Here is a 15,109-nt window from a genome sequence, read left to right as displayed (position 1 = left end):
ATCAATTGAAACTCCTACATTTGGCTATACTGATAATTGCGATAGCGATTTACAAGTTTCTGTTGAAGATGGCGGAATTCAAACTCAAGGTTGTAGTCGTAGTCAAACTTGGACTGCTACTCTAACAGATGGCTGTAGTAATCAAGCAACACCTGTTAGTATTACTTATACTTGGAAAGTAGATACTGACGCACCTGTTATCACGGCGGATAGTCAAAGTGGTGATTTAGGATGTAATCCTGAGTCAATTGTAGCTCCTAAGTTTGGGTATACTGATAATTGTGACAGCAGTTCACAAGTTTCTGTTGAAGATAGTGGAGTTCAATCTGAAGGTTGTAGTCGTAGTCAAACTTGGACTGCTACCATATCTGATGGTTGTAGTAATCAAGCTATACCAGTAATTATTACATACACTTGGAAAGTAGACACAGACGCACCTGTTATCTCTTGCCCTAGTGATTATACATTAAGTTCATGTGATCAACAACCCGTCTTAGAATTACCTGTTGCGTATGATAATTGTGATGGTGAAGTTTCAGTAACTGCAGTTCGTTCAGACGGATTGGCACTTAATGATCCATTCCCTGTTGATGAAACAATCACAATAACATATTCAGCTGAAGATTCTTGTGGAAATCCTGCATCATGTGACTTTAGTGTTTTTGTATCTCCTTGTACTGGTGATACACACTGTACTTATACTCAAGGATTCTATGGTAATTCTGGAGGAATGGGTTGTTCTCCAGTATTAGGTCAAGTTGGCTCACAAGCCATGATGATTAAAGCTGTTACTAACCAAGGTGGTGTAGTTAATTTTGGTTCCGTTCCAAATAATAATTATTTTAAATTATTAATATCAGACATAAATGGAAACCCTAATGTAAGTGCAAATAATATATATAGAATGTTACCAGGAGGTGGAACACCAAGAGCTTTAAGTGGATATAACACTTATTCTGATTCATCAACTTGGACTGATAATGATCCTTTAAATAAATCTGGATCACAAAAAGGTAAAATTAACAATGTATTATTAGCACAAACAATGGCTTTATTCTTTAATACAGAAAATGACCCAACGTTAAGTGGTGTTGAATTACAAGAAACATTTGCTACCGGAGATGTTACTTATTGTGGTTCAAACGAAATAGTCCCAGGAACTATAACTGTTTTCCATATCGATTCAGATGTAATTAGTTATTTAATTAATCAAAATGGTGCAGCCACAGTTAGTGGTTTATATGAATTAGCCAATAAAGCTTTAGGTGGAGGAAACATTTCACCATTAAATCATAGTAAAATTAATAGTGCTGTTGATGCAATCAATAGAGGTTTTGATGAGTGTAGAATTCAAATTTCAGTACCAAGCGATATTCCAATTGCTGTAGAAATGGTAACTGAAAAAGATTTCGCAATTTATCCAGTTCCATTTATATCAAACTTCACAATTCTATACAATTTTGATTATAAATCACCAGTAAATATTCAAGTATTTGACGGCAGAGGGCAATTGATTTTAACTAAAACCGACAATGACGGTTATAAAGGAAAAGAAATGACAGTTGAATTCCCACTAACATATCAAAAAGGTCAATTATTCTTTATTCGTATAGAAACAAATAGAGGACATATACTGAAAAAAGTTCTATCTAGTACTAATTAATTTTTTAATTTAAAAAAGCAAAAGCCGTCTCGACAAAATCGGGACGGCTTCTTTATTTAATAGTAATTTCTATTATTTTACTAATCCTCTTGAAATTACAATTCTTTGAATTTCAGAAGTTCCTTCATAAATTTGAGTAATTTTAGAATCACGCATCATTCTTTCTACATGATATTCACTCACATAACCATTTCCACCGTGAATTTGAACTGCATCATTAGCAACTTCTAAAGCAATTTCAGAAGCATATAATTTTGCCATCGCACCTGAATGTGCAATATCTTCACCTAAATCTTTTTCAGCAGCAGCTTTGTGAATTAACAATCTTGCAGCCGTAGTTTTTACGTGCATGTCAGCTAATTTAAATGCAATTGCTTGGTGTTCAAAAATTGGTTTTTTAAACGCTACACGCTCTTGGGCATATTTCAAAGCTAATTCATAAGAACCTTGAGCGATTCCTAAAGCTTGAGAAGCAATTCCAATTCTTCCACCATTTAATGTTGACATCGCGAATGAAAATCCGAAACCATCAGCACCAATTCTATTTTCTTTAGGAACTTTTACATTATTAAATAATAAAGTATGTGTATCAGAACCTCTAATTCCCATTTTCTTTTCTTTCGGTCCAATATCAAAACCTTCCATTCCTTTTTCCATAATAAGAACGTTAATTCCTTTATGTCCTTTTGAAGCGTCAGTTTGAGCAATTACTAAATAAGTAGAAGCTGTTCCACCATTTGTAATCCAGTTTTTTGTACCGTTTACTAAATAATGGTCACCCATATCAATAGCTGTAGTTCTTTGCGAAGTCGCATCAGAACCTGCTTCTGGCTCAGATAAACAGAAAGCTCCAATTACTTCACCTTTAGCTAATGGCGTTAAATATTTAATTTTTTGTTCTTCAGAACCATATTTTTCTAAACCTGCGCAAACCAATGAGTTATTTACAGACATAATAACAGCTGCAGAAGCATCAACTTTAGCAATTTCTTCCATCGCTAAAACATAAGAAATACTATCTAAACCAGCTCCACCATATTTAGGATCAACCATCATTCCTAAGAAACCAAGTTCTCCCATTTTCTTAACTTGCTCAGTTGGAAACTTTGAATGTTCATCTCTTTCTATAACACCAGGTAATAATTCTGTAACAGCGAAATCTCTTGCCGCTTGTTGAATCATTAATTGCTCTTCGTTTAATTTAAAATCCATTATTTTACTATAGGTTAATTGAATATATCTTAAAAATTTCGCTCAAATGTAGTTATTTAATATGAAATTTTCAATAAGAAATTGTAATTTTAACCCATGTTAAATAAGGAATATCACGTTATCGGAGTAATGTCGGGCACTTCATTAGATGGAGTAGATTTGGCACATATAAAATTTGAAATAAATAATAATAAATGGTCGTATGATATTTACGAATGTGACACCGTTTCTTATTCAACTGAAATGATTTCGAAACTAAAAAACGGAATTAATTTCAGCACAACCGAACTTTCAGATTTGAATGCAGAATATACTAATTTACTCGGAAAAATTATTTCTGATTTCATTACCAAAAACAACATTTCAAGTTTAGATGCGGTTTGTTCTCACGGTCATACAATTTTACATCAACCACAAAATGGCTTCACACTTCAAATTGGAAATTTACCTGAAATAGCAAAAATTGTTCAACAAAAAGTTGTGTGCGATTTCCGAGTTCAAGATGTGAAACTTGGTGGTCAAGGCGCACCTTTAGTTCCTATTGGTGATAAAACTCTATTTTCTGAATTTGATTATTGTTTGAATTTAGGCGGATTTTCTAATATTTCTTTCGAAGAAAATAACCAACGAATTGCGTTTGACATTTCACCTGTAAATACAGTTTTGAATTTTTATGCGAATACTTTCGGATTAGAATATGACGATAAAGGTGAAATTTCTGAATCAGGAAATTTGAATTCCGAATTATTTGAAGAATTAAATCAACTTGAATTTTATAGCAAATTATTTCCAAAATCTTTAGGATTCGAATTTGTAAAAGAAACGGTTTTACCTATTTTAGAAAGTTATACCATTTCAACCGAAGACAAAATGCGAACTTTCACAGAACATATTGCTTTTCAAATTGGGAAAATTCTAAAATCTAAATCAGGAAAATTATTAGTTTCAGGCGGTGGTGTGTATAACGATTTTCTAATCAGCAGAATGAAAACCCATTTACCAACCATTGAAATCATCATTCCTGACGAAAAAACCATAAAATTCAAAGAAGCTTTAATTTTTGCTTTACTTGGAGTACTAAAATTACGAAACGAAATTAATGTTTTAGCAAGTGTAACTGGTGCCAAACACGATCATTGTTCGGGTGAAGTTTATGAATTTAGTTCTTAACAAAATCTGTTACGTTTTTAATTAAATCTTTACTTTTTAAATCGTGTCCTAAACCTTCTGTTAATATTAATTGGCTGTTTTTCCAATGTTTATTTAATCGTATAGAATAATTATAATTGGTTGCCAAATCGTTTTTATCGTGAACAATTAAAGCTGGAATTAAAATACTTTCCGCAAATTTAGCACTTGAAAAATAACTTGGCACTTTTCCTAATTGTGTTTGAAATTCATCAATAATTAAGTTGAGCGATTTTGTAGTTAATCCTAAAGTTTCTTTATAAAAATCGAAGAAATCTGAAGCTTCACCTGGCGCACCCATAATTACCACTTTTTCAATCGTATGTTCTTTGTATTGATCTAAAAAGTAAGTTGTGGCAAATCCACCAATAGAATGACTCACAATTGATGAAATTTCTGAATTTATTTTCAAAAATGCATTAATTACTTTCGCATACAAAACCACATGTATCGATTTCCCTGAAGACAAACCATGAGCTGGCGCATCTAAAGCATAAACAGTAAAATCATTTTTTATTAAATGTTCAATATAATTTTTCCAACGGAATGAATGGCTCGACCAACCGTGAACTAACAATATTTTCTTACTACCACTACCCCATTTATAGGTTTGAATTTTATAACCTTCCAAATCCAAAACATCAGACATTCCTTTTTGTAAAAATTCCAATTGATGTGGTAAAACTTTTCGAGCAAACGGATTACAAAAAAGTAGAAATCCATCCTTTTTTAGCTTTTTCGGGTTGATAAATGACAATAAATTGAAATAAAAACCCATAGATTTTTGCATTATTTTCTTAAAATTCATAATTATTTTTGTTTTAAGATACCGAATGGTATCAAATTATTCAAATTTTTTTATAGCAATATGTCGGAAACAATCCAGTTTTTTAAATGGTTTACCACAATCTCAATATCGGAGTTTGAATTTTGTAATTTACTCATCATTACACCGCCTTCAAGTGAGGAAATTAGCACTGTTGCGACTAATTTTTCATTCACTAGAGCACCTACTTGTTTATGCGTTTTTCCATTAATAATTATTCTCTCCACTGAATCTCTAAAAACAGACAAAGCTTGTTGTGCTTTTTGCTTTAATTCTAAGTTCGTGTCGTCCACTTCAACAGCAACATTTAGCAACGGACAACCGCCAATAATTAGCGGATTTGTAATGTAACTTTGGAACAAATTTAACACACAAAAAAGCTTGTCTCGAGTGTTGTTTTCTGCCTTAATTTTCTCATTTAAAGCGACAAAAATAGCCTGCATCATTTTCTGAAAAGCTTCAATTTCTAGGCTTTCTTTATTCTCAAAATGTCTGTAAATCGCACCCTTGGTTAAGCCCGTAGCATCAGTGATATCACTCAATGACGTAGATTTATACCCTTTTGTGTTAAAAAGGTTCGTCGCTTCTTTAAGCACTTTTGCTCTGGTTATTTCTGATGATCGCATATGCAAAGATACCGATTGGTATCAAAATAACAAAAAAAAAGTAAAATTTCTTTTTACATTGTTTGAAATGGCTAAATTTGCATATCAAAAATTAATAAATAGGTATGAAAGATTTGCTACATAAATTCGAAAATAAAGAACCAGAAATTGTATTCAATTGGAAAGATCCAGAAACAGATGCAGAAGGTTGGACAGTAATTAATTCATTACGTGGTGGTGCCGCTGGTGGTGGAACTCGTATGAGAATTGGTTTAGACCAAAACGAAGTACTTTCTTTAGCGAAAACTATGGAAGTGAAATTCTCAGTATCTGGTCCGGCAATTGGTGGAGCTAAATCTGGAATTAATTTTGACCCAGCAGATCCTCGTAAAAAAGGCGTTTTAGAGCGTTGGTATAAAGCAGTTTCTCCATTATTGAAAAATTATTACGGAACTGGTGGTGATTTAAATGTAGATGAAATTCACGAAGTAATTCCAATGACGGAAGAATGTGGTGTTTGGCATCCACAAGAAGGTGTTTTCAACGGACATTTCAAACCGACTGAAGCGGATAAAATTAATAGAATCGGACAATTACGTCAAGGTGTAATTAAAGTGATTGAAAATGGAGAATTTACTCCAGATTTATCAAAAAAATATACTGTAGCCGATATGATTACTGGTTACGGAGTTGCAGAAGCTGTAAAACATTTCTACGGAATTTATGGTGGAAGCGTTGTTGGCAAGAAAGCAATCGTACAAGGTTTTGGTAATGTTGGTTCAGCTGCGGCGTTCTATTTAGCTAAAATGGGTGCGAAAGTAGTTGGAATCATCGATAGAGATGGTGGTGTAATTAACGAAAATGGTTTCACATTCGAAGAAATTACAGAATTATTCAGAAATAAAGATGGAAACAAATTGGTTTCTGATCAAATGATTCCTTTTGCAGAAATCAATGATAAAATTTGGAAAATGGGTGCGCAAATTTTCGCTCCATGTGCTGCTTCAAGAATTGTATCTAAAGACAATGTTGAAAACATGATTGCAAATGGTTTAGAAGTGATTTCTTGTGGTGCGAATGTTCCTTTTGCTGACAAAGAAATTTTTTACGGACCGATTATGGAAGAAACGGACAACAAAGTAAGTTTAATTCCAGATTTTATTTCTAACTGTGGAATGGCGAGAGTTTTCGCTTACTTCATGGAGAAAAAAGTTCAAATGACTGACGAAGCTATCTTCAATGATGCATCTGAAATTATCGGAAAAGCGATTCAAAAAACATTTGATGTAAATTCAAGTAAAACAAATATCAGTGCAAGAGCTTATGAAATTGCATTGAAACAATTGGTGTAAACACACAACAATATTTTTCTTTAAAAACTACGTTGGAATAATTTTTGACGTAGTTTTTTTGTTTCAACAATTTTTATTACATTTATTCGTTATTACAACATAAGCTTATTAAATGGGAAGAATCTTAAAAATTTTAAAATATATAAACGAGCATGGCACAATGCTTTTGCTAATATTTGCAATATTAGTAGTGTTTCTGTGGCTTCTAGTTAAATATTTAGAGAAACAAAAATTTACCGATTCTAAAAAATCCCTTATCATAACCGTTTATTCTTTCTCAAGCATATTAATTCTATTGTTTTTCCTTCGTTTTTGGCCTCCTTACGGAAAAAGTGAATTGCTTATCGCTCAAGGCGGTGGCGGTGGAGGAGTTGAACTTAATTTTGGAAATACAGATCGAGGTAAAGGCGACGATTATTTGAATGAAACTTTAGAAGTTAATATGAAAGAAGTCGCAGCTCAACCTGTTGAATCTGCTCCTGATGAAATTTTAACGCAAGACAACATTGGCGCTGAAGTTCCAACTCCAGCAAAATCAAAAGTTAAACCAAAAGACAAAAAACCTACTGAAACTAAACCAGTAGAAACTCCAAAACCAGTTGTTAAAAAAACAAATAGTGCCTTATCGAATATGATTAAAGGCAATAAAAAAGGTGGTGATGGAAATAGCAGTACAAGCGGAAACCAAGGTTCGGCTAATGGAAATACAAATTCAAGTGGATACTACGGAAGCGGTGGTTCTGGAGGAGGAACTGGTGGCGGTAACGGTACTGGAAACGGAACAGGTACTGGAGCAGGAAGTGGCTCTGGATCTGGCGGTGGAAACGGTAGCGGTAATGGAAAAGGAACCAACTACACTTTATCTGGAAGACGTGTAGCATATATTCCTCAAATTGACAACGATTGTAATCAAGCTGGACGTGTTACTATTGAAGTTACTGTAAATAAATCTGGGAAAACTATTTCTGCTGTAAACGGCAAAGGAACCAATGCAGATCCTTGTTTAATTGCTTTAGCAAGAAGGTATGCTTTACAAACCAAATGGCAACCAAGTGAAACTGCAGCTGATAAACAAACGGGTAACATCACTTATAATTTTTCGTTTTAAAATTTCATAAATCTTACTTCGTACTTCGTAAATCATACTTCGTACTTTTTACTATATTTGCATCTCTTTAAACTATAAAAAATGCAACATATAATTGATCGTTTTATTGGATATGTTACTGTTGATACAGAATCAGATCCAGAATCAAACACTACACCAAGTACAGCTAAACAATGGGATTTAGCCAATAAATTAGCCGAAGAATTAAAACAAATAGGTTTATCAGATGTTTCTATTGACGATAAATCGTATGTGATGGCAACTTTACCAAGTAATTTAGATTACGAAGTGCCAACTATTGGTTTTGTTTCTCACTTTGATACGACACCAGATTTTACTGGAAAAGATGTAAAACCACAAATTATAAAAAATTATGACGGTGGTGATATTGTTTTAAATGCGGAACAAAACATCATACTTTCTCCTTCTTATTTTAAAGATTTACTACAATATAAAGGTCAAACTTTAATTACAACTGACGGAACAACTCTTTTAGGAGCTGATGACAAAGCAGGAATTACAGAAATTATGACTGCAATGGAATTCTTAGTTCAAAATCCAGATATCAAACACGGAACTTTAAAAGTATGTTTTACACCTGACGAAGAAATTGGACGTGGTGCAGATCATTTTGATGTAGAAAAATTTGGGGCTGATTGGGCTTACACTATGGATGGAAGTCAAATTGGAGAATTAGAATATGAAAACTTTAATGCTGCTGGTGTAAAAATCAGATTCAAAGGAAAAAGTGTTCATCCTGGTTATGCCAAAGGAAAAATGATTAACTCAATGCTTTTAGCCAACAAGTTTATCAATAAATTACCAAAAGACGAAACGCCTGAAACCACTAAAAACTACGAAGGTTTTTATCATGTTACGAATATTCAAGGAAGTATTGAAGACACTTTAGTACAATTGATTATTAGAGATCATAATCGTAAGAAGTTCGAAAAACGTAAAGAATACGTTGAAGAAGTTGTTGCTAAAATCAACAAAAAACATCAAAAACAATTTGGTGAAGATATTGCCATTTTAGAAATAAAAGATCAATATTATAACATGCGCGAAAAGGTAGAACCTGTAATGCATATTGTAACATTAGCAGAACAAGCGATGAAAGAATTAGACATCAAACCATTAATTAAACCAATTCGTGGCGGAACAGATGGTTCTCGTTTATCTTTTATGGGATTACCTTGTCCGAATATTTTTGCTGGTGGACATAACTTCCACGGAAAATACGAATATGTTCCTGTAGAAAGTATGCAAAAAGCAGTTGAAGTGATTGTGAAGATTGCAGAATTAAACGCAATTCAGAATAAAAAATAAGAAGATCTTTATAAAACAAAAAACCCAAATTCGTAATTGAATTTGGGTTTTTTGTTTTAATATTTCAAATATATTATGAGATTTCTCCTTGCGTCGAAATGACAAAATGTGAATATTATTTTTTCTCATTTAATTTTACACTCATTTCTGCAGAAATTGAACTTTTTTCAATTTTCAATTTTCCAGACATGGTTTCCATTACGATTGTAGTCTCAGCAATTTCAGCAACTTTACCATGAATTCCGGCAACTGTTACAATTTTATCACCTGCTTTTAAATTCGCTAAAAAAGTTTTTTCTAATTTGATTTTTTTATTTTTCGGCATAATGATTAAGAAGTAAAACACTCCTATCATTAACACTAACTGAATGATTAACGTTGGATTCATATATTTATTATTTGGTTTTTATACTTGCTTTTATTTTGAAAGATTCTACAGCTTTTTCTGTGTTACAAGTTATCATAACTGTTTTAGTTACTTCACCTGTTTTTCCATTAGAATCAAATTTTACATTTATTGGTGCAGATTCACCTGGTTTAATAGCCTCTTTTGTTACTTCTGGAACAGTACAACCACAAGAACCATGGGCATCAACTATGTATAAATTGTTGTCTCCAATATTCTTAATATTAACTGTGGTTTCTACAATTTCACCTTGGTCAATTTGTCCAAAATCGTGAATTTCTTTATCAAATTCAATTTTTGTTCTGGGCACTTTAGCGTTTTCTTGCAAAGACATTGCTGCTTTTTCTTCTAAACTTTCAGCTTCTTTTTTACATGAAAACGTCATTAATAAAGAAGCGCCAATAAAAATTCTAATTATTTTCTTCATCTTATTATTTTATAACAATCCTCTACCCGATTTTTTTAATTTTTCTGCTGCTTGGAAATCTTTTACTAAATTATCTAAAATTCCGTTGATAAATATACTACTTTTTGGAGTAGAATATTCTTTAGCAATTTCTAAATATTCGTTTAAAGTAACTTTTACAGGAATTGATGGGAATTTCAACAGTTCACAAATGGCCATTTTAAGAATAATAGTATCTAATTCTGCAATACGTTCTTTATCCCAATTTGGTGTTTTGTTTTCAAACTCTTTAGCGAATTCTACTTCGTTTAAAACTGTTTTTCTGAATAAATTTCTAACAAATTCTTTATCGTCTAAATCTTTAAAAACTTCTGGCAATTCAATTGAATCTTCGAAACTTTTAATCGCTTTGATTTGCTTAGAAAGTAAAGTATTAATTACAGGAATATCATCTACCCAAGTAATTTTAAAATCTTCTAAATAATCGTATAATTTTTCGTTTGGCGCAATAACTTCATTGAAAACATCATACATAAAGAAAATGTCTTTTTTGAATTCAGTTGTTTCAACAGCCATATATCTTTTATACAAATCAGACTCTTTAATCGCTTCTAACAGGAAGATAATACAATCGTCGTTACGTTTCCAGTTGTCAATTTTTCTTTCTTCTAACTTATCATAAAATGTAGTATGATTTGCTAAAATTTTAAAAAAACTATTATTTACAAACTTTAAATTAGGATTTTGTTCTTCTTTGGTTGCCAAGTGTTTTTTAGATGCAAGATCTAAATAGGTTCTTTCTTTCAGTTGTAATTCATCGAAGATGGAAAGCATTACTAAATACAAATCTTGAGAATTGTCTATACTTTGTAATAAAAATCTTTCTTCCTTATCTAATGAATCGGATTCGTGCTGATGCATGGCATAAATGGTTTGCATCACTTTTACTCTAAAATGTCTTCTGTTAAGCATGGCTAAGAACTTTAAAAAATTATCCCGAAACAATTTTTATAATTATTTCGGGACAAATTTACAATTTTTTATTTTAAAGAATTATTTGTTTTGTAATTCTTTTTTTCTGTCATCAATTCTTTTTTGAGCAATATTTAATGCTGCTTGATGAGTTGTTATATTTTGAACATCCGATAACTTGAAAATATCCATTGCAGTGTTGTAAATATTTTCTGTTTTTTCCATTACTTGAGCAGAAGTTAAATTTGCCAATTCTGAATAAACATTAATAACACCACCAGCATTAATTAAGAAATCAGGTGCATATAAAATACCTTTTTCTTTTAATAATTTACCGTGAATTACTTCATTTGCCAACTGATTATTAGCTGCTCCAGCAATAACTTTTGCTTGAATTTTGCTAATTGTATCGTCATTGATAGTTGCTCCTAAAGCACAAGGTGCATAAATATCTACATCTAAACTATATAAATCGTTTCCTGTAAAAATTTTAGCTCCGTATTTTGAACCAACTTCGTGTAATCTATTTTCGTTAATATCAGAGATAGTTACAATAGCACCTTCGTTTGTTAAATGTTGTACTAATACTTCACCAACGTGACCAATACCTTGAACTAAAACTCTTTTTCCTGCTAAATTATCTACTCCAAATTTATGTTTTGCAGCGGCTTTCATACCCATAAAAACACCATAAGCAGTAATAGGAGATGGATTTCCAGAACCACCTTTACTTTCAGAAATTCCAGTAACATACTTTGTTACTTCTCTTACCGTATCCATGTCTTTAGTTTCCATTCCTACATCTTCAGCAGTAATATATTTTCCTGATAAAGAGTCTACGTATTCACCAAATTTTCTCATTAATTCAGGTGTTTTTTCTGTTTTGGCATCACCAATAATAACAGCTTTTCCACCACCTAAATTTAAACCAGAAATTGAAGATTTAAAAGACATCCCGCGAGATAATCTTAATACATCATTTAAAGCTTCCCATTCGTTAGAATACTTCCACATTCTTGTTCCTCCAAGTGCAGGACCAAGAACTGTATTATGAATTCCGATTATTGCTTTTAAACCTGTATCTTTGTCATTACAGAACACAACTTGCTCGTGTCCATCAAAAGAAATTTGACCAAAAACAGGATCTACTTTATGTAGTTCATTTGAATTAATAATATCTGTTGTCATGAGTATATTTGATTTTTTATCAATAATAAGATACAAAAATATGGATAAATTATATATAATTCTTGTTTTTTATTTTATTTTTACGAATACAATAATTTAATATGTTGCAAAATAATTGTTAAAAACCATAAATTAATTAACAAAAATCCGATAAATTTAAAATATATTACTTTAAATGAAAGAATTACAATATTTAAATAAATATTTCATAAAATATAAATACCGATTTTTATTTGGAATAATTATCACAATTGTTGCTCAAATATTTGCTTTATATACTCCAGAATTAGTCGGAAAATCAATTTCTTCCATTGAAGCATTTCTAAAATCAGGAAACAAAGACACTTCTTTATTAAAAAAAGAGTTATTTCAAAACATTGCTCTAATTTTCATTTGTACACTAATCGCCGGGTTTTTCACTTTTTTAATGCGTCAGACATTAATTGTGATGTCGCGATTTGTAGAATTTGATTTAAAAAACGAAGTCTTCAATCATTACCAAAATCTTTCTCAAAACTTTTACAAAAGAAACAGAACTGGCGATTTAATGAATCGTATCAGCGAAGATGTTGGAAAAGTAAGAATGTACGTTGGACCTGCCGTAATGTATACGATAAATACAGTTATCAGATTTGCTGCGATTATTATCAGTATGTCTGCCATCAATGTAAAACTGACAATTTATTCCTTATTACCCTTACCTATTTTATCGTATAGCATTTTCGTATTGAGTAAAAGAATCAATAAAAAAAGTACGGAATACCAACAAAATCTATCTACTCTTTCATCTTTTACTCAAGAATTTTTCTCTGGAATTAGAGTCATAAAAGCCTATGCTTTGGAAAAAGACAGAAACAATCATTTTATCAAACTTTCTGAAATTAGCAAACAAAAAAACTTATCTCTAGCCAAAACACAAGCTTTATTTGGACCATTAATGATTCTATTAATCGGTTTAAGTTATTTAATTGTGATTTATGTTGGCGGACAAATGTATGTTAAAGGTGAAATAAAAGACATTGGTGTTATTGCCAAATTTCTTTTATATATTGGAATGTTAGTTTGGCCAGTTGCTTCATTTGGTTGGGTTTCATCACTGGTTCAGGAAGCTGAAGCATCACAAAAAAGAATTAATGAGTTTTTACTCGAACAACCTGAAATTCAGAATGTCGGACATATTACAACCGAAATTGAAGGCAAAATTACTTTCGAAAATGTAAGTTATATCTATGACGATACCAATATTCAAGCTTTAGACGATATTAGTTTCACAATTAACAAAGGAGAAACTGTTGCTATTTTAGGAAAAACTGGTTCAGGAAAATCTACTATTTTATCATTATTGACTCGAATTCACGATGTAAAAGGCAATTCAAAAATTAAAATTGACGGTCATAATTTAACAGAATACGATTTGTATCATTTACGGAACAGTATGAGTATTGTGCCTCAAGATCCATTTTTGTTTTCAGATTCTATAAAAAACAATATCAAATTTGGAAAAGAAGATGCAACATATGAAGAAATAGTAACTGCAGCGAAAATGGCAGTTGTGGATGACAACATTCAATCATTTACTAATAAATACGAAACCATTTTAGGAGAAAGAGGTATTACACTTTCTGGTGGACAAAAACAAAGAGTTTCCATTGCACGTGCGATTATAAAAGAAGCTCCAATTTTAATTCTAGACGATTGTTTAAGTGCTGTTGATACGGAAACAGAAGAAAAAATTGTAAATAACTTCAAAACTATATTTAATAAGAAAACCACAATTATTGTCACACATCGAGCTTCTGCAGCAAAAAATGCAAATAAAATTATTGTATTAGATTCAGGCAAAATAGTTCAAGAAGGCACTCATAATCAACTAGTAACCCAAGAAGGATTTTATAAAGATTTATATATAAAACAACTTTCTGAAAAAGAAAATGCCTAAAAAATTGTTTACTATTATTTTTTTTTAGATTTTTGAAACACCAAACCAACTAATAATTGAACGAAGGATTATGAATGACAAAGAATTATTAGAAAAAGACATTTTTTCTAAAGTATTAAGAGCAGGAAGAAGAACGTACTTCTTTGACGTTAGAGCAACAAAAGCTGACGATTATTACATTACCATTACCGAAAGTAAAAAATTCACTGAAGAAGATGGTTCGTATCACTTCAAAAAGCACAAAATTTATTTATACAAAGAAGATTTTGCCGCTTTCAATGAAATCTTAAGTGAAATGACAGAATATGTAATTAATCATAAAGGTGAAGAAGTAATTTCTGAAAGACATCAAAAAGACTTTAAAAAAGAATCTCAATCCGAATATGCAGATTCATCATACGAAACAGAAGAAACTACTACTTCTTCAAATAGTTACACTGATATTAATTTCGACGATATTTAATACAAAAGCACTTTCAATTGAAAGTGCTTTTTTTTGCTTTACTTCAATCTTTTCCAAAACAAACTCAACTCAATACATTTTCTTTTCTGGGCGTTCCCTCGTTGCAGAAGTATGCAATTCAAATCAATTTAATTACTACAACGAGGTCGTGTGTTTCGCTATATCTTTTATTTTGTTGTAGCGTTTTGTCTTGAGGAAGCTAAAATAGATAAGCAACAAAATAAAAGGATGCCGCTTCACCCACTAACGCGTAGGTTTTCATAAGATACAAACTGCTATAAACAAAAATATCGTCTCGTTATTCTAACGAGACGATATATAGGTAAAAAAAAAGCCTCAATCTAAAAGATTGAGGCTTTAATAAAAGAAGGCGGCGACATACTCTCCCACATAACTGCAGTACCATCTGCGCAGTTGGGCTTAACTTCTCTGTTCGGAAAGGTAAGAGGTGA

General features: G+C 31.6%; 14 protein-coding genes and 1 rRNA gene. 7 read left to right on the top strand and 8 right to left on the bottom strand.

All coding sequences use genetic code 11. From position 1 onward, the window contains the following. A partial coding sequence (locus tag BMX42_RS14385) for an HYR domain-containing protein (RefSeq protein WP_143055664.1) occupies positions 1-1,663 on the top strand: 1,663 nt, incomplete at its 5' end. Between the two features lie 72 nt (positions 1,664-1,735). Here BMX42_RS14385 and BMX42_RS14380 read toward each other — a convergent pair. Continuing rightward, on the bottom strand, positions 1,736-2,875 hold the full coding sequence (locus tag BMX42_RS14380; RefSeq protein ID WP_091316158.1) for an acyl-CoA dehydrogenase family protein: 1,140 nt from the start codon (positions 2,873-2,875) through the stop codon (positions 1,736-1,738). 96 nt (positions 2,876-2,971) lie between these two features. On the opposite strand from BMX42_RS14380, the gene BMX42_RS14375 reads away from it, so the two are divergent. After that, a complete protein-coding gene (locus tag BMX42_RS14375; RefSeq protein ID WP_091316154.1) occupies positions 2,972-4,045 on the top strand; it encodes an anhydro-N-acetylmuramic acid kinase in 1,074 nt (357 codons plus the stop codon). Here the strand turns inward: BMX42_RS14375 and BMX42_RS14370 are convergent. Further along, complete coding sequence (locus BMX42_RS14370) at positions 4,035-4,871, bottom strand: alpha/beta hydrolase (RefSeq protein ID WP_091316151.1); 837 nt, start codon at positions 4,869-4,871, stop codon at positions 4,035-4,037. The two genes, BMX42_RS14375 and BMX42_RS14370, sit on opposite strands and share 11 nt — an antisense overlap. Before the next feature lie 50 nt (positions 4,872-4,921). Continuing rightward, positions 4,922-5,515 carry a TetR/AcrR family transcriptional regulator gene (locus BMX42_RS14365; protein WP_091316147.1) on the bottom strand — a complete coding sequence of 198 codons (594 nt, stop codon included), beginning with the start codon at positions 5,513-5,515 and terminating at the stop codon, positions 4,922-4,924. A gap of 104 nt (positions 5,516-5,619) precedes the next feature. Between BMX42_RS14365 and BMX42_RS14360 the strand changes: the two genes are divergently transcribed. From BMX42_RS14360 to pepT, 3 genes are all read left to right on the top strand, one after another. Further along, positions 5,620-6,846 carry a Glu/Leu/Phe/Val dehydrogenase dimerization domain-containing protein gene (locus BMX42_RS14360; protein ID WP_091316144.1) on the top strand — a complete coding sequence of 409 codons (1,227 nt, stop codon included), beginning with the start codon at positions 5,620-5,622 and terminating at the stop codon, positions 6,844-6,846. Between the two features lie 112 nt (positions 6,847-6,958). After that, a complete protein-coding gene (locus BMX42_RS14355) occupies positions 6,959-7,954 on the top strand; it encodes an energy transducer TonB (RefSeq protein ID WP_245748301.1) in 996 nt (331 codons plus the stop codon). 81 nt (positions 7,955-8,035) lie between these two features. Beyond that, complete coding sequence (gene pepT / locus BMX42_RS14350; RefSeq protein ID WP_091316140.1) at positions 8,036-9,283, top strand: peptidase T; 1,248 nt, start codon at positions 8,036-8,038, stop codon at positions 9,281-9,283. Between the two features lie 115 nt (positions 9,284-9,398). Here the strand turns inward: pepT and yajC are convergent, their stop codons facing one another. The 4 genes from yajC to BMX42_RS14330 form a co-directional block, all read right to left on the bottom strand. Further along, positions 9,399-9,671 carry a preprotein translocase subunit YajC gene (gene yajC / locus BMX42_RS14345; protein WP_091316130.1) on the bottom strand — a complete coding sequence of 91 codons (273 nt, stop codon included), beginning with the start codon at positions 9,669-9,671 and terminating at the stop codon, positions 9,399-9,401. 7 nt (positions 9,672-9,678) lie between these two features. Continuing rightward, positions 9,679-10,116, bottom strand: coding sequence for a DUF1573 domain-containing protein (locus tag BMX42_RS14340; protein WP_091316128.1), 438 nt, complete (start codon positions 10,114-10,116; stop codon positions 9,679-9,681). Between the two features lie 9 nt (positions 10,117-10,125). Beyond that, positions 10,126-11,067 (bottom strand): transcription antitermination factor NusB, encoded by a 942-nt coding sequence (nusB, locus tag BMX42_RS14335; protein ID WP_245748300.1) that lies wholly within the window; start codon positions 11,065-11,067, stop codon positions 10,126-10,128. Between the two features lie 81 nt (positions 11,068-11,148). Next, entirely contained in the window at positions 11,149-12,255 is a 1,107-nt protein-coding gene (locus BMX42_RS14330; RefSeq protein ID WP_091316121.1) for a Glu/Leu/Phe/Val family dehydrogenase, read from the bottom strand. 175 nt (positions 12,256-12,430) lie between these two features. Between BMX42_RS14330 and BMX42_RS14325 the strand changes: the two genes are divergently transcribed. Both BMX42_RS14325 and BMX42_RS14320 read left to right on the top strand, forming a co-directional pair. Further along, the gene (locus tag BMX42_RS14325; protein WP_091316119.1) at positions 12,431-14,194 is read left to right on the top strand and encodes an ABC transporter ATP-binding protein; all 1,764 of its coding nucleotides are present in this window, start codon (positions 12,431-12,433) and stop codon (positions 14,192-14,194) included. 70 nt (positions 14,195-14,264) lie between these two features. After that, positions 14,265-14,657 (top strand): PUR family DNA/RNA-binding protein, encoded by a 393-nt coding sequence (locus BMX42_RS14320; RefSeq protein WP_091316117.1) that lies wholly within the window; start codon positions 14,265-14,267, stop codon positions 14,655-14,657. Positions 14,658-15,022: 365 nt separating this feature from the next. On the opposite strand, the gene rrf is transcribed toward BMX42_RS14320, so the two are convergent. Then, positions 15,023-15,109, bottom strand: a 5S ribosomal RNA gene (rrf, locus tag BMX42_RS14670); the annotation flags it as partial.

Source organism: Flavobacterium terrigena (assembly GCF_900108955.1).
GTDB classification, from domain to species: Bacteria; Bacteroidota; Bacteroidia; order Flavobacteriales; family Flavobacteriaceae; genus Flavobacterium; species Flavobacterium terrigena.
Note: the sequence above shows the minus strand (reverse complement) of the source record. Positions and strands in the feature narration are given on the sequence as shown.